At 64.6% G+C, this 19,055-nt stretch carries 20 protein-coding genes; 10 read left to right on the top strand and 10 right to left on the bottom strand.

Translation table 11 applies throughout. From position 1 onward, the window contains the following. Nucleotides 1-30: 30 nt before the first annotated feature. The 4 genes from BLV27_RS00725 (at nt 31) to BLV27_RS00710 (ending at nt 3,256) form a co-directional block, all read left to right on the top strand. Nucleotides 31-972, top strand: a complete 942-nt coding sequence (locus tag BLV27_RS00725) for a KpsF/GutQ family sugar-phosphate isomerase (protein WP_092640791.1) — start codon at nt 31-33, stop codon at nt 970-972. After that, nucleotides 969-1,748 carry a 3-deoxy-manno-octulosonate cytidylyltransferase gene (locus BLV27_RS00720; RefSeq protein ID WP_092640788.1) on the top strand — a complete coding sequence of 260 codons (780 nt, stop codon included), beginning with the start codon at nt 969-971 and terminating at the stop codon, nt 1,746-1,748. Before BLV27_RS00725 ends, BLV27_RS00720 begins: the two co-directional genes overlap by 4 nt. A gap of 1 nt (nt 1,749) precedes the next feature. Next, nucleotides 1,750-2,586: a 3-deoxy-8-phosphooctulonate synthase gene (kdsA, locus tag BLV27_RS00715; RefSeq protein WP_092640784.1), complete on the top strand. Its 837-nt coding sequence runs from the start codon at nt 1,750-1,752 to the stop codon at nt 2,584-2,586. A gap of 73 nt (nt 2,587-2,659) precedes the next feature. After that, the gene (locus tag BLV27_RS00710) at nt 2,660-3,256 is read left to right on the top strand and encodes a DedA family protein (protein ID WP_092640780.1); all 597 of its coding nucleotides are present in this window, start codon (nt 2,660-2,662) and stop codon (nt 3,254-3,256) included. Here the strand turns inward: BLV27_RS00710 and BLV27_RS00705 are convergent. Then, nucleotides 3,253-4,398, bottom strand: coding sequence for an alkane 1-monooxygenase (locus BLV27_RS00705; protein WP_092640777.1), 1,146 nt, complete (start codon nt 4,396-4,398; stop codon nt 3,253-3,255). The two genes, BLV27_RS00710 and BLV27_RS00705, sit on opposite strands and share 4 nt — an antisense overlap. Nucleotides 4,399-4,476: 78 nt before the next feature. Beyond that, the gene (locus BLV27_RS00700; RefSeq protein WP_092640772.1) at nt 4,477-5,493 is read right to left on the bottom strand and encodes an A/G-specific adenine glycosylase; all 1,017 of its coding nucleotides are present in this window, start codon (nt 5,491-5,493) and stop codon (nt 4,477-4,479) included. A gap of 75 nt (nt 5,494-5,568) precedes the next feature. On the opposite strand from BLV27_RS00700, the gene BLV27_RS00695 reads away from it, so the two are divergent. Both BLV27_RS00695 and BLV27_RS00690 read left to right on the top strand, forming a co-directional pair. Further along, a complete protein-coding gene (locus BLV27_RS00695) occupies nt 5,569-6,063 on the top strand; it encodes a DUF721 domain-containing protein (RefSeq protein ID WP_092640769.1) in 495 nt (164 codons plus the stop codon). A 22-nt stretch (nt 6,064-6,085) separates the two neighbouring features. After that, nucleotides 6,086-6,748 (top strand): DsbA family protein, encoded by a 663-nt coding sequence (locus BLV27_RS00690; RefSeq protein ID WP_092640766.1) that lies wholly within the window; start codon nt 6,086-6,088, stop codon nt 6,746-6,748. Between the two features lie 95 nt (nt 6,749-6,843). Here BLV27_RS00690 and lpxK read toward each other — a convergent pair whose 3' ends face one another. The 6 genes from lpxK to BLV27_RS00660 all read right to left on the bottom strand — a co-directional run bounded on the left by lpxK (nt 6,844) and on the right by BLV27_RS00660 (nt 13,121). After that, the gene (gene lpxK, locus BLV27_RS00685; protein ID WP_092640763.1) at nt 6,844-7,800 is read right to left on the bottom strand and encodes a tetraacyldisaccharide 4'-kinase; all 957 of its coding nucleotides are present in this window, start codon (nt 7,798-7,800) and stop codon (nt 6,844-6,846) included. Further along, nucleotides 7,800-9,053, bottom strand: a complete 1,254-nt coding sequence (locus BLV27_RS00680) for a 3-deoxy-D-manno-octulosonic acid transferase (protein WP_244504492.1) — start codon at nt 9,051-9,053, stop codon at nt 7,800-7,802. Before BLV27_RS00680 ends, lpxK begins: the two co-directional genes overlap by 1 nt. 28 nt (nt 9,054-9,081) lie before the next feature. After that, entirely contained in the window at nt 9,082-9,324 is a 243-nt protein-coding gene (locus BLV27_RS00675) for a DUF4170 domain-containing protein (protein ID WP_092640758.1), read from the bottom strand. Between the two features lie 60 nt (nt 9,325-9,384). Next, nucleotides 9,385-10,170 (bottom strand): inositol monophosphatase family protein, encoded by a 786-nt coding sequence (locus BLV27_RS00670; protein WP_092640755.1) that lies wholly within the window; start codon nt 10,168-10,170, stop codon nt 9,385-9,387. Further along, nucleotides 10,157-11,500, bottom strand: coding sequence for a TldD/PmbA family protein (locus BLV27_RS00665; RefSeq protein WP_092640751.1), 1,344 nt, complete (start codon nt 11,498-11,500; stop codon nt 10,157-10,159). The genes BLV27_RS00670 and BLV27_RS00665 overlap by 14 nt, the downstream gene beginning before the upstream one ends. 124 nt (nt 11,501-11,624) lie before the next feature. Continuing rightward, nucleotides 11,625-13,121, bottom strand: coding sequence for a hypothetical protein (locus BLV27_RS00660; protein ID WP_092640748.1), 1,497 nt, complete (start codon nt 13,119-13,121; stop codon nt 11,625-11,627). A 73-nt stretch (nt 13,122-13,194) separates the two neighbouring features. Between BLV27_RS00660 and BLV27_RS00655 the strand changes: the two genes are divergently transcribed. From BLV27_RS00655 to BLV27_RS00640, 4 genes are all read left to right on the top strand, one after another. Beyond that, nucleotides 13,195-13,944 carry an SDR family oxidoreductase gene (locus BLV27_RS00655; RefSeq protein ID WP_092640745.1) on the top strand — a complete coding sequence of 250 codons (750 nt, stop codon included), beginning with the start codon at nt 13,195-13,197 and terminating at the stop codon, nt 13,942-13,944. Beyond that, nucleotides 13,941-14,543 carry an enoyl-CoA hydratase/isomerase family protein gene (locus BLV27_RS00650; RefSeq protein WP_092640742.1) on the top strand — a complete coding sequence of 201 codons (603 nt, stop codon included), beginning with the start codon at nt 13,941-13,943 and terminating at the stop codon, nt 14,541-14,543. The genes BLV27_RS00655 and BLV27_RS00650 overlap by 4 nt, the downstream gene beginning before the upstream one ends. A gap of 89 nt (nt 14,544-14,632) precedes the next feature. Further along, a complete protein-coding gene (locus BLV27_RS00645) occupies nt 14,633-16,660 on the top strand; it encodes an NADPH-dependent 2,4-dienoyl-CoA reductase (RefSeq protein WP_092641988.1) in 2,028 nt (675 codons plus the stop codon). Nucleotides 16,661-16,745: 85 nt separating this feature from the next. Beyond that, a complete protein-coding gene (locus BLV27_RS00640; RefSeq protein WP_092640739.1) occupies nt 16,746-17,621 on the top strand; it encodes an MBL fold metallo-hydrolase in 876 nt (291 codons plus the stop codon). A gap of 1 nt (nt 17,622) precedes the next feature. Here BLV27_RS00640 and BLV27_RS00635 read toward each other — a convergent pair whose 3' ends face one another. Both BLV27_RS00635 and BLV27_RS00630 read right to left on the bottom strand, forming a co-directional pair. Then, nucleotides 17,623-18,309, bottom strand: a complete 687-nt coding sequence (locus tag BLV27_RS00635; RefSeq protein ID WP_092640736.1) for a type 1 glutamine amidotransferase domain-containing protein — start codon at nt 18,307-18,309, stop codon at nt 17,623-17,625. A 127-nt stretch (nt 18,310-18,436) separates the two neighbouring features. After that, nucleotides 18,437-19,033 (bottom strand): LolA family protein, encoded by a 597-nt coding sequence (locus BLV27_RS00630; protein WP_092640733.1) that lies wholly within the window; start codon nt 19,031-19,033, stop codon nt 18,437-18,439. Between the last annotated feature and the right edge of the window lie 22 nt (nt 19,034-19,055).

Below are 19,055 nucleotides of genomic sequence, written 5' to 3'. Positions count from 1 at the left end.
AACTGTGCCCCGGCCCTATCTGCTGAGGCCATGATTGATCCTCTCGAAACCGCCCGCGAAGTTCTGCGCACCGAAGCTGCTGCGCTCGAAGTGCTGGCCAATGCCCTGCCCGATGACTTTACCGGGGTCGTCGATCTGATCGCCGGCCTGTCGGGGCGCGTGATCGTCACGGGAATGGGTAAGTCGGGGCACATTGCCCGCAAGATCGCGGCCACGTTCGCCTCGACCGGCACGCCGTCGATGTTCGTCCACCCCGCCGAGGCAAGCCACGGCGACATGGGCATGATCGGTGCCGATGACGTCGTGCTGATGCTGTCCAATTCCGGGGAGGCGGCGGAGCTGCGCGACATGATCGAACATACGCGCCGGTTCCAGGTGCCCTTGATCGGAATTTCGTCGCGGCCCGGCTCGACCTTGATGCAGGCGGCGGATCACCTGTTGACCATTCCCGCCCTGCCCGAGGCCTGCGGTATCGGGATGGTGCCCACCACCTCGACCACGCTGACGCTTGCGCTAGGCGATGCGCTGGCCGTGGCGCTGCTGCGGCGCCGGAACTTCCGGCCTGAGGACTTCAGCGTCTTTCATCCCGGCGGCAAACTTGGCGCGCAGATGGCCCGTGTCAGCACTTTGATGCACGCGAAGATCCCCGTCGTCGCCCCCGATACGCCGATGGCCGAGGCACTGTTGGTCATGACGGCAGGGGGGTTTGGCATCGGGGCCGTGGTCGATGGCGGCCGCCTGACGGGTGTGATCACGGATGGCGACCTGAGGCGGAACATCGATCATCTGATGGAGCGGACGGCGGGCGACGTGGCCACGCCTGACCCGCTGACCGTGCCACCGGATATGCTGGCGGCCGCAGCGCTGGCCATTTTGAACGATCGCAAGATCAGCGTGCTTGTCATCTGCGAGGGCGATGTTCCCGTGGGCGTTCTGCATATCCATGACCTTTTGCGCGCAGGTGTCGCATGAAGACTGTTTTGATGATCCCGGCCCGCTATGCTTCGACCCGCTATCCCGGCAAGCCGCTCGCCGAATTGCGCCAGAAGGACGGGTCGACCAAGACCCTGATCCATATGACCTGGGAGGCGGCGTTGCAGGTCGGCGGCGTCGATGCCGTTTACGTCGTGACAGATGACGAGCGGATCAAATCCGCCGCCGAGGCCTTCGGGGCCTCCGTCCTGATGACGTCGCCAGAAGCTGCGAACGGCACCGAACGCTGCGCCGAGGCCTTGACGCAAGTCGATGCGGATCTGGTGGTGAACTTGCAGGGCGATGCGCCGCTGACGCCGCCCTGGTTCGTTGAGGCGCTGATCGAGCGAATGAAATCCGACGCGACCGCGCAGGTCGCGACCCCGGTGCTGCGTTGTGACCGGCAGACCTACGATATGTTTGTCGAGGACCGGAAGGCGGGCCGCGTGGGCGGCACGACGGCGGTGTTCGATACCAACCTGCACGGTCTCTACTTCTCCAAGGAAGTGATCCCCTATATCGCACCCGGCAAGGTGCCTGAGCCCGTGCCGGTGTTCCACCATGTCGGCGTCTATGCCTACCGCCCAGATGCGCTCGCCGCCTACGTCGGCTGGCCCGAGGGCGAGCTGGAGAAGCGCGAAGGCCTGGAACAACTGCGCTTTCTGGAACACGGCGCGACCGTCGCCTGCGTCGAGGTCGACGCCAAGGGTCGCCTGTTCTGGGAGTTGAACAACCCCGAAGACGTCCCCCGTATCGAAGCCGTGCTAGGAGCCTGAAATGGACCCCCTCAAATCCAAGGTCATCGACGTGTCCGGCATCAAGGTCGGCGGGACGGAGCCATTCGCCCTGATCACCGGGCCATGCCAGCTTGAGAGCCTAGATCATGCCCGCATGATGGCGGAGCGCATCGCCGCTGCCTGCGCACCCACCGGCACGGGATTTATCTTCAAGGCCAGCTACGACAAGGCCAACCGCTCGTCCCTCGGGTCGCAGCGGGGGCTCGGAATGGAGGAGGGCCTTCGCGTCCTTGATCTCATCAAGTCCGAATTCGGCTGCCCGGTGCTGACCGACGTGCATCTGCCAGACCATTGCGCCCCGGCGGCGGAGGTCTGCGACGTGCTCCAGATTCCCGCCTTCCTTTCGCGGCAGACGGATCTGTTGTTGGCGGCAGGCGAAACCGGCCGCGCGATCAACATCAAGAAGGGTCAGTTTCTTGCCCCGTGGGATATGGCGAATGTAGCCGCCAAGGTGGCCAGCACGGGTAACGAGCGGATCATGCTCTGCGATCGGGGGACGTCCTTCGGATACAACACCTTGGTCAGCGATTTCCGGGGCCTGCCTGTGATGGAGGCGACGGGCTATCCCACCGTTTTCGACGCCACCCATTCCGTGCAACAGCCCGGCGGGCAGGGTGACACCTCGGGCGGGCAGCGGGAGTTCGCGCCGGTCCTGGCCCGTGCCGCCATGGCCGTCGGTGTCTCCGCCTTGTTCATCGAAACGCACCAGGACCCAGACACCGCCCCGTCGGACGGGCCGAACATGATCCCGGTCGACCAGATGGAGCGCCTTATCGGGGAGTTGAGAGCCTTCGACGATTTGCGCAAGGCCGCGTAAGGGCAAAATTTGATATCCAAGGCCGGTAGCCAAGGACCGCGTCGGTACATTTCCAGAGCAAGGAAGACTGCGCATGTTTGAGTGGATCACAGACATGATGGCGGCTGGCGGCTACCTCGGGTTGGCGTTCCTGATGCTGATCGAAAACGTCTTCCCGCCGATTCCTTCGGAGATTGTCATGTCGCTGGGCGGGTTCCTTTCGGCGGAGGGGCGGTTCTCGCTGCCGTTGGTTATCGTCTTCGGCACGATCGGGTCCGTCGCGGGGGCCACGTTCTGGTACTACATCGGCCTGTGGGTCGGCATCGACCGGCTGCGCGACTGGGCAGATCGGCACGGTCGCTGGCTGACCCTGTCGGGGCGCGACGTGGATGCCGTCAATGCCTGGTTTAAGAAGCAGGGCCATTGGGGGGTCCTGATCGGGCGTTTCCTGCCCGGGTTCCGCACGTTGATATCGGTGCCCGCCGGTGTCGCGCGTATGCCGCTAATGCGCTTTCTGGTCTATTCGACGCTCGGATCGCTCGTCTGGATCGGTGGACTGGCCATCTTTGGTTTTATCCTCCAGTCGCAATACGCCCGGATTGCGGGCTGGATCGATCCGATCGGCTGGGTCACGCTGGGCGCGGTCGTTGGCATCTACATCTGGCGACTGATCCGTCAACCCCGGCGCTAGCGCGGCAAGGGCGTCGTACCCGCTTTGTAGGCCGACCAATCCTTGATGTCCGGATAATGCTGCTTGCGCCAGGCCCGGACCCTGGGGTTCATCATCCGACGCCAGAGCGGGGGCACCATCGCCGCCGCCGTCATCACCGGATATCCGGCAGGCAGTTGCGGGGCCTGCGCAGCGTCGTAGGTCTGAAGCAGGGGGAAAGGCCGATCCGGCTTGTAGTGGTGGTCGGAGTGGCGTTGCAGGTTGATCAGCAGCCAGTTCGATGCCTTTTGCGCGGAGTTCCACGAATGATGCGGGCGGACCGGCTCGTACTTCCCATCGCCAAGGTGGCGGCGCGTCATGCCGTAGTGTTCGATGTAATTGACCAACTCCAGCTGCCAGATCGCCGTAAAGGCCTGAACCAGGAACAGGATCAGCCCGACCCAGCCACCCAAGGCAATGGCCAATAGCACGAACCCCGCCTGTAACGCGGCATAGCGCCAGAACGGGTTGGACAGGTCCCTCGCGGGTAGCCTCTTGCGCGCCAGCATCGCCTTTTCCGCGCGGAACGCTGATATGAAGCACTGCCACAGGACGCGGCCAAAGTAGCGGTGGAACCCTTCGTTGTAGCGCGCCGTCACCGGGTCGCGCGGCGTGCCCACGTAGCGGTGGTGCACCAACAGATGTTCCGACCGAAAGTGCGAGTATAGCACCATCGCCAGAAGGATATCCGCTAACCAGCAGTCCAGTCGCGGCTTTTGGTGCATCAGCTCGTGCGCGTAGTTGATGCCCACCGTGCCGGAGGCAACGCCCATTCCGAAGAACAGCGCCCACATTTCCAGCGGGGACAGGTGATCGGCCCGCGTTACGTACCAGATCAGCCAGAACAGGGTGACGAATTGCACCGGGGCCCAGATCAGGGTGATCGCGCGGTACCACCCAAGCCCCGTGCGCTCCATGTCGGGGTTCGCATTGCCCTCCTCCAGTCCCGCAAGCGCGTCGAGGATGGAATAGAGCCCCCATCCGTAGACCGGCATCAGCACCACCCAGAGACCGCCCTGAAGGGCACCGACAACCACGATGGGGATCAGCGTCAGCGAGACCCAGAAGGGAAGCGCAGCCAAGGGCCTTCGCACCTGTGCGTCAGGGATTTTCGTAAGGGTCATTCGCGGTCGTTCCCGTGGTTTTGCACACGATAGGGCAGGCAATGCCCCTCGCTCAAGCGCCCGTGCGCAATCGCCGCGTCAGGTGTCCGGGAAAGCCTGCCGCCAGGCCTTGGCGAAAACCGTCGGCAGGGCCTTGGGGTCCAGTGGTGCCCATTCGCCCCGGTCAGGGTTGCCGCCCTGGGTCGTTGTCAGGACCCGCAGCGTCAGGTGAAAATGGGTAAAGGTGTGGCGCACCTCTCCGGCGTCCTTCCAGCGGGCATCGAAGGGTGCCGCGGGGATCGGCGTGTCGGACCAGTCCGAGGTCGGAAAGGCCAGCATCCCGCCCAGCAGGCCCTTGGCCGGTCGCGTCTCCAAAAGGCACTGCGCGCCCCGGCGCGCGACATAGACATAGCCGCGTCGTTCCGGTTTGGGGATCTTGGGGGCCTTGCGCGGCAGGCTCTCGGCGATGCCGGCCTTGCGCCCATCGCAGTGGTCGCGCAGCGGGCACAGCACGCAGGCAGGCGATTTCGGCGTACAGATCGTGGCCCCCAGGTCCATCACCGCCTGCGCGTGGTCGCCGGGGCGCGTATCAGGCGTCAGCGTGTCGGCCAGGGCCCGGATCTCGGGCTTGGCACCGGGCAGGGGTGTTTCAATCGCGCCCAGGCGGGTCATCACCCGCTCCACGTTGCCGTCGACGACGACGGCGCGGCTCTGGAATGCGATCGCGGCGATGGCGGCGGCGGTATAGGGGCCGATGCCGTGCAGGGTCAGAAGGTCGGCCTCGGTCCGGGGAAATACCCCGTCATGATCCGCCACCACCGCACGCGCGCATTTCAAAAGGTTCCGGGCGCGGGCGTAGTAGCCCAACCCCGCCCATGCGGCCATGACGGCCGCGTCATCTGCCGCGGCGAGATCATGTACGGTGGGCCAGGTCGTCGTGAATGTCGCGAAGTACGCCTTCACCGCCGCTACGGTGGTCTGTTGCAGCATGACCTCCGACAGCCAGATCCGGTAGGGGTCCGGCATCGCGTCTGATCCGGGCGGGATGCGCCAGGGCAGGGCACGGGCCTGACGCCCATACCAATCGCGCAACGCTTCGCTTCGATCATCACGCATTGGTGAGAATGCTCCCTGTTCCCAGACGTGGTCCGTGATGTAGGGTGAACGTCAGACAGGAGAAACCCCGAACCCATGACCCGTTTTCGTAAATCCGCGCGCCGCGTCTCGACCTTGGTCGAGCGGGACATCAAGCGCATGGGCGAGAAACGCGGCTTCACCGAAACGCGCCTTCTGACCCACTGGGAGGAGATCGCCGGTCCGGAAACCGCGGCGATCTGTCGTCCGGTCAAGGTCGGCTTTCCGCGCAACGGCTTCGGTGCGATCCTGACCCTGCTGACGACCGGGGCGCAGGCCCCGATGTTGCAAATGCGCCTGCCCCGGATCATGGAGCGGGTGAACGCCTGTTATGGCTATTCCGCCATCAGTCGCATCGACATCACGCAAACGGCACCCACGGGCTTTGCCGAAGGACAGGCCGAATTCGCACCCCGCGCGAAGGTCAGGGCCGAACCCGGCCCGGAGGCAGTAGCCGAAGCCCGTCAGAAAACCGCAGACGTCGGCGACGAGGGGCTGCGACAGTCGCTTGAACGGCTGGCCGCCAATATCATATCGAAACAGAGGGCCTGAGGGCCAAAGACGGAGAATCTTGATGATAACACGACGCAAAGCCCTGACCCTTGGCGGGATTGGACTTCTCGCCGGCGGCGGCTTCACCCTACTGCGCGACACCCGAACTGGGGATGCCGCCGGTCTGGCCGACCTTGGCGCAGCCAACGCGCAGGGTAATTCGCCGATCGAGGACGTGACGCTGGGCGACCTGAATGCGCCGGTGAAGGTGGTGGAGTATGCCAGCTATACCTGCCCGCACTGCGCAGCGTTCCACAATGAAACCTTCAAGGCGTTCAAGGCCGAGTACATCGACACAAACAAGGTGCACTTCACCTACCGCGAGGTATTTTTCGACCGTTACGGCCTCTGGGCGGCGATGATCGCGCGCTGCGCCGGTACTGACCGCTATTTCGGTGTGGCCGACATCCTGTACCAGACCCAAAGCCAATGGGCGCGCCAGGGCGATGCGGCATCCGTCGCGGAAAGCCTGAAGCGGATCGGCGCGCAGGCTGGTCTGTCGCAGGAAGCGGTGGATGCCTGCCTTCAGGATGCCGATGCGGCCCAGAGCCTGGTTGCGTGGTATGAGAGCAATGCGGCATCGGACAACGTCCGGTCCACGCCGTCTTTCCTGATCAACGGCGACATGCATACGGGCAACATGAGCTTGGGCCAGATTGGCGCGCTGATCGACGAGGCTAGCTGAAACAGCGCACGCGTCGCCTTTGAGGAACGCCGCAACACCATCACACGCGGGCCGGTCGTTCTTGGCGATCGGTCCGTTTGCACGTCCGGGGGGAGTCAGAACTTCATCGAGGCGAGTGCGCCATCGAGCGGGCTCCAATCGTCGAGTTGCAGTCGCACCGGCACCGTCATGACCTGACCCCGAAGGTTCGCGGGTAGGCGCACTGCGTCCTTTTCGGTCGTCACCGGCTGGGCGGAGAGTTTGGCGGCCCGCTCCCCGAGGCGTTTCAACAGCGCGGGGGTCAGGGGCTGATGATCCGCCAGAGCTTCGGTCCCGCGCAGGTCCGCACCCAGCGTGCGCAGTGTCTCGAAAAACTTCTCCGGCCGCCCGATCCCCGCGAAGGCGAAGACGGGGAGGTCTTGCCAGTCCATACCGGTCTGCAATGGCGCAAGGTGCCCGGTCAGACGCGGGGGCGTTGCGGGCAGGTCCACCTGTTCGTTTCCGATGGTTAGCACAAAATCGGCGCGCGCCAATCCGGTTGCCACCGGTTCGCGCAACGGTCCTGCCGGGATGACGCGCCCGTTGCCAAAGCCCGCACCCGCATCGACGACAATGATGGAGATGTCCTTGACCAGCGCCGGGTTCTGGAAACCGTCGTCCAGCAGGATCGTCTGCGCGCCGGCGGCGACGGCGGCACGTGCGCCCGCGGCCCGGTCGCGGGCGACCCATGTGGGGGCAAAGGCGGACAGCAGTAGCGGCTCGTCCCCCGTTTGTTCGGCGGTATGCACCTGCGGATCGACGCGCGTAGGGGCGATAATCGTGCCGCCGTACCCGCGCGAGACGATATGCGCCGAGATCCCCCTGTTGCACAGCCGTTCGGCCAAGGCGATGACTGTTGGCGTCTTGCCCGTGCCGCCAGCCGTCAGGTTGCCGACGCAGATTACCGGTACCTCCAGGCGCAGGCCCGGCTGCGCAACGCGACGGGCGGTTCCGGCGGCATAAAGCGCGCCCAGCGGGGCCAGAAGCATAGACGCCAGGCCGGGCTCGCGCGACCAGAAGCCCGGCGCGCGCATCAGTCCACGTCGTCCAGCATAGCAAGAAGCAGGTCCATTGCCCTTTCGGTAACGTCGGCCCCTTCGGAACAGACGCCCCAAGCCGCATGGGCCATGCGCGCCGCCGCATCCGGCTCCAATGTTGTCACCACCGCGTCGCCAAGCGTGGCGGCCGTGACCTGGCGGGTGGCGTCGGCCGCTTCCAGCCGGGCGTAGATATCCTGGAAGTTCACCAAGTGCGGTCCATGCAGGATCGCGCTTCCAAGAGCGGCGGGTTCGAACGGATTGTGCCCGCCGATCTCCACCAGCGATCCGCCGACGAAGCTGACTGAACACAGGCGATACCAGAGCCCCATCTCGCCCATGGTATCGGCAACGTAGATCTGGATATCGGAGGTAATCTCTTCCCCGGCCGAGCGTTGCGCGACCTTCCAGCCGCTGGCGCGCAGCCCGGCGACAATGCCCGGCGCACGCTCCGGATGGCGCGGCGCGATCACCAGCAACAGCTTGTGCCAGGATCGCAGCGCCTGCTTGTGCGCTTGGGCAGCGAGGATTTCTTCCCCTTCGTGGGTGGAAGCGGCAAACCACGAAGGGCGTCCCGCCAGCACCTGCGCCATCTTTTGACGCTCCGCTTCGTCATGCGGCAAGGCGGCAGAACCTTCCTTGAGTGTTCCAGTCACTTCCAGTCGGTCGGGGGCCAAGCCGAGTGTAAGCAGCCTGTCAGCGGTCGCCTGGTCCTGCGCCTGAACATGATCGAGTCTTGCCATCATCGCCCGCGCGGCACCCGGAGCAAAGCGCCAGCGACGGAAAGCCCTCTCCGTCATGCGTGCGTTTATCATGGCCACAGGGATCTTGCGCGTGCCGACCTCGGTCAGCAACGTGGGCCAGATTTCCCCCTCCGACAGGACGACCAGATCGGGCGTCCAATGGTCGAGAAAGCGCTGCATCCAGGGCCGGATGTCGAGTGGCACGAACTGATGGATACAATGCGCCGGCAATCGCCCGGCCAGGACCTGCGCAGACGTGATGGTTCCGGTCGTGACAAGAAACGACAGTTCGGGCCACTCATCGCCCATGCGGCGGATCATCTCCAGCAGAGAGACACTCTCGCCTACGCTGGCGGCATGCAGCCACATCAACGGGCCTTCGGGGCGGGGAACCGAAGCGACGCCCCGCCGCTCGTCCAGCCGGACGGGATGTTCTTTTCCGCGCGCCAGGCGCCTGCGAAGGATCCATTCCCCGAAGGCGGGCCAGGCCGTGAGCGTCAGATACATGCCGAGCAGAGCAGACCGAGGCATGATGTCAGCCCAGCTCCTCGGTGGGGGAGGCGGGGGATTCCTCGTCACGCAGCCGATGGATATGCGCAATGAAATAACGGGCGTGGGCGTCGTCCACCGTGCGCTGCGCCGCGCCTTTCCAGGCGTCATAGGCGCTGGCGTAATCGGGATACATGCCGACGATATCGATATTGTCGACATCCGCGAATTGGGTGGAGCTGGGGTTTACCAGTTCCCCACCGAAAACAAGATGCAGGCGTTGGACCATCTGGGCCTCCTGTTGGTTTGTATTTGTGCCTGTTAGCGCGTCCGACCTGCGTCGGAAACCTCAGACGATGCGATGAAGCAGGGCATCGGCAACGACCGGCGTTCCCGCGACCACGCCGTCAAGCTGTGGGTGGGGGTTGTTGAAGAGCAGGGCTTCGCCCCAGCGGTTCGCGATTCGGCCCCCCGCCTCGGACACGATCAGGGCTCCGGCGGCGATATCCCACTCCCATGCCATCCGCAGAGTGATCATAGCGTCAAAGCGGCCTTCCGCCACCAGCGCCAGGCGGTAGGCGAGAGAGGACCGGAAAGTCCGCTGCACAGGGGGGCACCCGCCCTTCCAGCGTTCGTCCGCAAAGTTTGACTTAGCCCCCAGGACCGTCGCGTCCTTCAGATCGTCGCGTCCGGTTGGTGCGATGGGCAGGCCGTTCAAGGTCGCGCCCTGGCCCCGCGCGGCCAGATAGGTCAGGTCCAGCATCGGCAAGTGGATCGCGGCGGCCACCGGGGTGCCGCTTTCTACGATGGCAAGTGAATGGCTGAAAGATTTAGACCCGTCTATGAAGGCGCGTGTGCCGTCAATGGGGTCGATTATGAAAACCTTGTCACGCGACAGTCGGTCTGGGCCGTCGGCCGTCTCTTCCGACATCCAGCCGTGATCCGGGCGGGCTGCGCAGAGGTCCGTCTTGAGCATCGCGTCGATCTCCAAGTCGGCCTCGGTAACGGGCCCCTGTCCGTCGCCCTTGTCCCAGGTTTCGGGGCCGTTGCCGAAGTGTCGCCGCGCGATTTGCCCGGCCGCCAGCGCCGCGTCCCGCAACAACGCCAGATCCGCCGTCAGGTCAGCCCCCGGCAATCGTCAGCCCCTCGACCAGCAGCGAGGGCACCTGCCGTCCGACGTGCAGCCGCGCGTCGTTCGCGGGCCGGATCGACAGCAGCATTTCGCGCAGGTTGCCGGCCACGGTGCATTCGTTGACCGGACGCACGATCTCACCGTTCTCGACCCAGAAGCCAGACGCCCCGCGCGAATAATCTCCGGTCGTGGCATTGATGGAGGAACCGATCATCGAGGTGATGAGCAAGCCCGTCCCCATCTCGGCCAGCAACTGATCGCGCGTCATGCCGCCCGGCGTCAGGCGCACATTGGTGACCGAGGGTGACGGCGGTGAGGAGGTTCCGCGCGCGCCGTTGCCGGTGCTGGGAAGGCCCAGCTTGCGCCCCGTGGCGAGGTCCAGTGTCCAGCTTTGCAATATCCCATCACGTACGATGTCGCGCACAGCGACCGGCAGGCCCTCTCCGTCGAACGGCCGCGACCCCGATATTCGCGGCATCAGCGGGTCTTCCACCAGAGACAGGTCCGCCGGCAGCACCGCCTCGCCCATCGCATCGCGCAGATAGGTTGCCCCCCGCGCCACGGCGGACCCGCTGACGGCCCCCAGCAAGTGCCCGATCAACTGTCCCGCCACGCGCTCGTCATAGATAACCGGGAAAGCCCCGGTCGGCGGCTTGCTTGAGCCTGCGCGCGCCACGGTCCTCTCCCCGGCAATGCGGCCCACGGTTTCGGGGCTGTCCATGTCGGCACGGTGGATGCGGCTGTCGCCGTAGTATTCACGCTCCATCCCCGTGCCCGAACCCGTGATCGCGACGCAGGACAGGGACGTGCCAGTCCGACGATACCCACCCTGGAAGCCATTTGTCGCGGCGAGGTGAATGCGCCGATCACCGTAGCCCGCGCCCGCGCCGGACACCTGGCTGACGCCGTCGACGGCCAGTGCGGCGGCCTCGGCGCGGGTCGCCATGTCCTGCAACTCGGACGGGGAAAGCGCGGGGCTGTCATCCACCAGATCCAACGCGGCAATGTCCCAGTCGCGCGCCAGCTGGTCCGGATCGGCCAGGCCGCAATACGGATCTTCGGGGGCTTCGCGCGCCATTGCCACGGCGCGTTCGGCCATCATTGTCAGCGTTTCGAGCTTGGTGTCCGACGCGGAGACGCAGGCCTGCCGCTTGCCTAGAAGAACACGCAAGCCGATCTCGACGCCTTCGGATCGTTCCGCATGTTCCAGCTTGCCCTTGAGGACGTCGATCGAGACCGATGTGCCGTCGACGGCGAGCGCATCCGCCGCTTCGGCCCCGGCCTTCCTGGCGGCGTGCAGCAGAGCCTCGGTCAGATTGGAAAGATCGGTCATCGGGCACCTCGTTTGTCCTGCTCAGGTAGCCCTGCGGCTCCATGGGAACAAGGTCGTGCGCCAATCCGCACCAATCAAAAGGCACCCCGCTTCCCCACGGGGTGCCCGCATTCGCTGTCGATGCCTACTTCAGCGGCATCCCGTTGGCCGAAATTCCGCCGCCGGGCGTGAACTCGATGGTCGACTCCAGTTGGTCGTCGCCCACGGGCCGCGTGATCGCGCCGGCCATGCCCTTTACGAAGGCGGCTTGCTGGGCGGGAATGAAGCCAAGGGCCACGATCTTGTCGATCAGTGTGAACCCCCCATCCAAGGCCAATTCGATCGTGCCGACTGGTTCGGGGATCGGCGTCTCGGTGGGGAAGTCAAGGTCGCCGCTGCCGCGCAGTTCCGCACCTGCGATGTTCAGCAGAAGCTGGTTCAGGGTCAACGTCTTCAGGTTGCCCGGGGATTCCGCCATTCCGGCGACTGCCTCGGGGTCGCCGAAGACGTCGATGTTCATCACCGCGCTGCCGTCCATGTCGAGGACCAGCGTCGCCGGGTCACGCGGCAGTTGCCCGGTCGGATCGAACATGCCCCAGAGTGTGTCGTCCAGCACAAGATCGCGCAGGCTTATCTGAAGGCCGAAGGGTTTTTCAACGCCCGGTTCGCCGAAGGGCAGGGTCAGCGCACTGCCGACTTCGGCCATCGATATATTGATCGGCACCGGAAACCCCGGCACAAGCGCGCTGAATTTGCCGCCCGTCGAGGAGATTGAATAGCCGAGGCTTTCTTCGCCCAGGTTCAGCGCCATCGCGCCGCCCTGCGACGTGCCCGAGACATCAAGTGGGCCACCCGGTGCCAGACCGACCATGCTCAGGGTGCTGCCGCTGTGACCGATTGTCCCGTCATAGGTGATGTTCATGTCGGACAGGCCTTTGACGGGGCCTGCCGGGATACCCCCGAAGGTGCCTTCGAAATCCGACGTGACGCCGGTTAAGACATAGGTGAAATTGAACTCGTCGCCGGAGTCGGAGTAATTCGACGCGATATCGAGGCCATCGAAACGCGACGTCTGGGCAAACCCGTCGCCGTCCGCTCCAAGTCCCGAGCGATATTCGCTCTCCGCCCCGGCCATGCGCATCGTGACTGTGTACGGCTCTCCTGCCTGATCGCCCTCGGTGACGATGCTGTCCACTTCGATCGTGATCGTATCGGCGGCGATGTCATAGACACGCCCTTCTCCCTCGTCACGCGCGACGATTGAAAGGTTCTGATGCCGCGTCGTAATGGATTGATCGATCTGGGCCCCATCGGCAATGCTGCTGGTCTGGGCCACCGATTCGGTCGGTACCTCGATGACGACGCTGCCGTCCGGCTGCTCGATCATGGTGACTGAGCCGAAATCGGTCCTGCTGACAACGCCGCCCATCTCGGTGCGGTAATTCAAACCCTCCAGAACGAGTTTACCATTGGAATACTCGGCGGATTGCGAGCCGAGCGTCCCGCCGAGGCGATTGTAGAGATCCTGCCAATCCTGCCAGAGTGTCGGAGCCTGTAATTCCGCCCACGCGGCGGGCGCGGTGGCCAAGAGCAAGGCTGCGGCCCCAGCCAGCCTTGTGAGGGCAAACGTCTGTTTCGGCATCGGGTCGGTTCCTTTAACAATGTCCCGAAACACCAAACCGGACCTCGCCGCAGGGGTCAACCGAAGGAACGCCATGACCGACCTTACCAACAAAACCGTATTGATCACCGGGGCCTCGCGCGGGATCGGTGCCGCCGCCGCCCGTGCCTTTGCCGCCAAGGGCGCGCGAGTCGCCCTGTTGTCGCGCAGCACCGGAGATATCGCCGACCTGGCCGGAGAAATCGGCGACGCCGCGCTCGCCATTCCGTGCGATGTGTCCAACTGGACGGAGATGGCCCGCGCCGTCGACGCCACGGTCGAGACCTTCGGGTCGCTGGACGTGGTCATCAACAACGCCGGCATCATCGAGCCGATCACCCCGTTGGCCGAGGTGGACGTGGACGGCTGGAACACTGTCATCGACGTAAACATAAAGGGCGTCTTCCACGGAATGCGCGCGGCCCTGCCGATCATGCAGGCGCAGGGCGCTGGCACGATCATAACCATCAGTTCGGGAGCGGCGCATCGCGCCCTGGCCGGGTGGTCGGCCTATTGCACATCAAAGGCCGGGGCAAAGATGCTGACCGAGGCGGCCCACGTCGAACATGGAGAGACGCTGCGGATCATGGGCCTGTCGCCGGGCACCGTCGCCACGCAGATGCAGCGTGACATCAAAGCCTCCGGTGTCGGTCCCGTGGCCGCGCTGGAATGGGAGGACCACATCCCGCCCGAGTGGGTGGCCGACGCGCTGGTCTGGATGTGCAGCGCGCAAGCGGATGACCTGAAGGGCACCGAGGTGTCCCTGCGCGACCCGGACATCCGGCAGCGGATCGGACTGGCATGATCCGGTCCGACCGGGACGGCGACATTCTGACGTTGACGATTGATCGTGCGGACAAGGCCAATTCCTTGACCGCCGGGATGTTGGCCGACCTGATCGGTGCTGTGCGGGATGCAGGCGACCTTCGTCTGCTGGTCCTGACTGCGACGGGCGACAAGGTCTTCAGCGCCGGGGCCGACCTGGAGGAGGCGCGCGCCGGCCTGGCGACATCGCCGCTCTGGGAACAGCTTTCCGGGGTTGTTGAGCAGGTGCCCTGCCTAACGGTCGCCGCGCTTAACGGGACGCTCGCGGGCGGGGCCTTCGGTATGGCGCTGGCCTGCGATATCCGTCTGTCGGTGCCGGGGGCGTCGTTTTTCTACCCGGTGGCCAAGCTCGGTTTCCTGCCGCAACCGTCCGACCCGATTCGCATGGCGCGTCTGATCGGTCCCGCACGGACGAAGTTGGTCCTGGCCGGGGGCGCGCGGCTGGACGCGGGCGAGGCGCTGGCCTTCGGGCTGATTGACCGCATAACGCCTGATCCAGTGGCCGCGGCCCGCGATCTGGCGGTCGGTAAAGCGGATCATGTCGCCGCGATCAAGGCGATGGTGCCGCGCCACCCCTGAGCGCCGACGCAACGTCTTCGAAACCCTGCACTTGCCCCCGCCCTTGTCCGGAGGGCACGCTGCGCCCGACCGCCTTGGAGAATGCGCCCATGACCGACTACCCCACCCTTCTGTCGCCGCTGGACCTGGGCCACATGACGCTGAAGAACCGCGTCATCATGGGCTCCATGCATACCAATCTGGAGGAGACGAAGGACTGGAACCGCGTGGCGGAATTCTATGCCGAACGCGCTCGGGGTGGCGTGGCCCTCATGGTCACCGGCGGTATGGCCCCCAGCCGTGAAGGTGGGGTTTTCCCAGGCGCAGCGGGCCTCTTCAACGACGATGACATCGCAAAGCACCGTATCGTCACAGCCCGTGTGCACGACGCGGGCGGGTTGATCGCGATGCAGATTCTACATGCCGGACGTTACGCCTACGGTCCGGAATGCGTCAGCGCCTCGGACATCAAATCCCCCATTTCGCCTTTTGCACCCAAGGCTTTGGACGAGGCGGGCATCGAGAAACAGATACAGGATTTTGTCACCGCCACGCTCCGCGCCCGCGAAGCCGGTTACGACGGGGTCGAGATCATGGGGTCCGAGGGGTACTTCCTGAACCAGTTCCTGGTGACCCATACCAACAAGCGCACCGACCGCTGGGGCGGATCGTACGAGAATCGGATGCGGCTGCCGGTCGAGGTGGTCCGCCGCTGCCGCGAGGCCGTGGGTCCCGATTTCACGATCATCTACCGGTTGTCGATGATCGACCTGATCCCCAACGGGTCGACGCACGAAGAAGTCGTACAATTGGCCCAGGCGGTCGAGGCGGCGGGGGCCACGATCATTAATACCGGCATCGGCTGGCACGAGGCGCGCATTCCGACGATTGCCACCAGCGTGCCCCGCGCTGCCTTTGCCTGGGTAACGAAGAAGCTGATGGGTAAGGTCGGTATCCCGCTGATCACGTCGAACCGGATCAATACGCCCGACGTCGCCGAGGAGGTTCTGGCCACCGGCTGCGCCGACCTAGTGTCGATGGCGCGGCCCTTCCTGGCGGACAGTCATTTCGTCGCCAAGGCAGCGGCGGGCAAGGCGGCGGAGATTGCGCCCTGCATCGCCTGCAATCAGGCCTGCCTGGATCATACGTTCTCGGGCAAGATCAGCAGTTGTCTGGTGAACCCGCGCGCCTGCCACGAGACGGAACTGGTCATCGCCCCGACCGATGCGCCGAAGACCGTGGCCGTTGTGGGGGCCGGTCCGGCCGGGCTGTCGGCGGCGATCACGGCGGCGGAGCGGGGGCACACCGTGACGTTGTTCGATCGGGCGTCCGAAATCGGTGGGCAGCTCAACATGGCCAAGGTCGTGCCCGGCAAGGAGGAGTTCCGGGGCTTCGTCGAGTGGTTCGCCCGCATGATCGAGACCTCAGGCGTGGATACACGGCTGAACACCGAAGTGACCGCCGATATGCTGTCAAATTTCGATGAGGTTATCATCGCCACCGGCGTTTCCCCCCGCGATCCGGGAATCGAGGGGCAGGACGACGCCCGCGTCATCAGTTACATTGATGTCCTGCGCGGTGGGGCCAAGGTCGGTCCGCGCGTGGCAGTGGTCGGGGCGGGCGGAATCGGCTTTGACGTGTCAGACTTCCTTGTCCACGACGGGCATTCCGCGACCGAGAACCTGCCCGAATGGATGCATGACTGGGGCATCGCCGACCCCGAGGCGCATCGCGGCGGCCTATCGCCCGAAGGTCCGCAACCTAAGGGCCCCGCGCGGCAGGTCACTTTGCTGCAACGCAAGCCCGAGGCACCGGGCAAGCGACTGGGTAAGACGACTGGCTGGATCCACCGCATGGGTCTGCGCATGAAGAACGTGAAGATGATGGGCGGCGTGAATTACGAGCGGGTAACCGACGAAGGGTTGATGATCAGCATGGGCGCGGCGCGGGAAAACCCGACCGTCATCCCGGCGGATACGATCGTGCTTTGCGCCGGTCAGCTGCCCGACCGAAGCCTTGCCGACGCGTTGGAGGAGCAGGGCATCAGGTGCCACATCATCGGCGGGGCTGACGTTGCGGCGGAACTGGACGCCAAGCGTGCCATCGATCAGGGGACCCGGCTGGCGGCGACACTTTAGGCGGGGTGTCCGTCCGCACCGGTGCCGGACGGCGCATTGACAGGGGGTGTTTTCCACAACAACCCTGACGTCAGGAGGACCCGCCATGACCCAGCCGCAGGTGATCAGTTTCTTTGACGAGGCGACGAACGCCGTTTGCCACATCGTCCGCGATCCCGCATCGACCGCCTGTGCGGTGATCGACTCGATCCTGGATTTCGACCCGGCGTCGGGCGATATTTCCCAGAGGTCCGCCGATGCCGTTCTGGCCGAGGTCGTGCGGCAGGGTCTGACCGTGGAATGGGTGCTGGAGACGCATGTCCACGCGGACCACCTTTCGGCGATGCCCTATATGGCGCGTAAGACCGGCGCGAAAATGGGCATCGGCAATCGCATCGACGAGGTGCAGCGCGTATTTGGTAAGGTGTTCAACGCCGGTACCGATTTTCAGATGGACGGCAGCCAGTTCGACGTTCTGTTCGCGGACGGCGATACCTTCGCGATCGGCAACATGGAGGTAAGGGTGATGCATACGCCGGGCCATACGCCTGCCTGTGTGACCTACGTGGTCGGGGATGCGGCCTTCGTGGGCGATACGCTGTTCATGCCCGACTACGGCACGGCGCGCTGCGATTTCCCCGGTGGGTCGGCCGAGCAGCTTTACGACAGCATTCAGAAGGTGCTCTCCCTGCCAGACGATACGCGGCTGTTTCTATGCCACGACTACAAGGCACCGGGGCGCGAGACGTTCTGTTGGGAAACCACTGTCGCTTCGGAAAAGGCGGATAACCTGCACGTGGGCGGTGGAAAGACGCAGGCCGAATTCGTGGCGTTCCGCACCGAACGGGATGCCAAGCTGGGCATGCCCAAACTTATCATTCCGTCGATCCAGGTGAATATGCGGGCGGGAAACATGCCCCCGCCCGAAGCCGACGGCGAGACCTATCTCAAGATCCCGCTGGGCCGTCTGTCACAGCTCTAAATCAAGCCAGTGCGTCGACCATCTGCGCGCCGACCTTCTCGGCCGACTGCGGGTTTTGGCCGGTGACCAGGCGGCTGTCGGTCACGGCGAAAGCATCCCAATCGGCTCCGTTGTCGAACTTTCCGCCCAGTTCGCGCAGGCGCGTCTCCAAAAGATACGGAACCTGATCCGTCAGGCCGACGGCATGTTCCTCGCTGTCGGTGAAGCCGTTGACGCGCAGGCCCGCCACAAGCGGCGATCCGTCGGGCTTGGTCGCGCCCAGCAGGCCCGCAGGACCATGGCACACCGCGCCCACGACGCCCTCTTTGGCGTAAATACCGCTCACCAGTCGGGCGATGTCGGCGTTGTCGGCGAAGTCCCACATGGTGCCGTGGCCGCCGGGCAGGAAGACCGCATCGTAATCGGCCACATGGAGCGTGGCGACGGCGGGCGTATTCTTCAACTTGGTGCTGGCCTCTGCGTCATCCAGAAAGCGTGTGACCGGCTCGGGCCGTTTCGACGGATCGTCGTCCAGAGAGTTCGGGTCGATCGGGGGCTTGCCGCCCTTGACTGACGCGATGGTCACGTCGTGCCCGGCGTCGGTCAGCGCCCAGTACGGCGCGGCCATTTCGTCGATGTAGAAACCGGTCGGGTTGCCTGTGTCGCCCAGTTTGTCGTGCGACGTCAGAATGAAAAGTACCTTGGACATGTTTGTCTCCTTTAGCGGCGATGCTGCTCAACGCGCGGCGGGCGGTACAGGTCCATCTTCATGGGTCGGTTCTTATGATTGTGGCATACTGCCCGGGCCGAGGTCGGGCTGGGACCGGAGACCTGCCTCAGTTCGACATGCCGCGTCGTTGCATCTCCAGGGGGATGTTGAACTGGCTCGCCCCGATGCTGACATCGGTGTCCATGTTACCCAGGATCACAGTCGTCTGTGATCCGGCATCATCGGTAATGACCCATTGGCGCAGAGTTACGGGGGCGGGCGTGAAGATCAGCTTGATAGTCCCGTACTCGGGGTTCTCGGGGTCCTGCAACGTGATGGCGGTTTGCGTGTTGTCGCCGTCGTGGGCGACCAGCATCCCGGAGCGGCCGAAGTCAACATTCTGCGCCAGGATCAGCGACAGCGGAGTTTGCGACAAGGGGTACTGTTCGGGCGGCGTGTTCGAAACGGGGTCGAAAATGGCGACCTGCTGGCCGCCGGCGATCACCAGACCACTGTTGGGGGCGTCGTAGTCGAAGCGCGCATTGCCGGGCCGCCGGATCGACAGATCCCCGGTCGAGATGGACCCATCGCCGTTCACTTGCGTGAACTCCGCCTTGGCGGTCCTGAAACTGTTGAGGTAGGCGCTGACCTCGTTGATCGGAATTTCGGCCGAGGCGGGCAGTGCAAGTGCTACAAGCGTCGCGGCGAGGGTGAGGATACGCATAAGCTGAGTCCGAGTCCGTTCT

Source organism: Jannaschia faecimaris (assembly GCF_900107415.1).
In the GTDB taxonomy this organism is placed as follows: Bacteria; Pseudomonadota; Alphaproteobacteria; order Rhodobacterales; family Rhodobacteraceae; genus Jannaschia; species Jannaschia faecimaris.
This window is presented reverse-complemented; position numbering and strand designations above follow the sequence as displayed.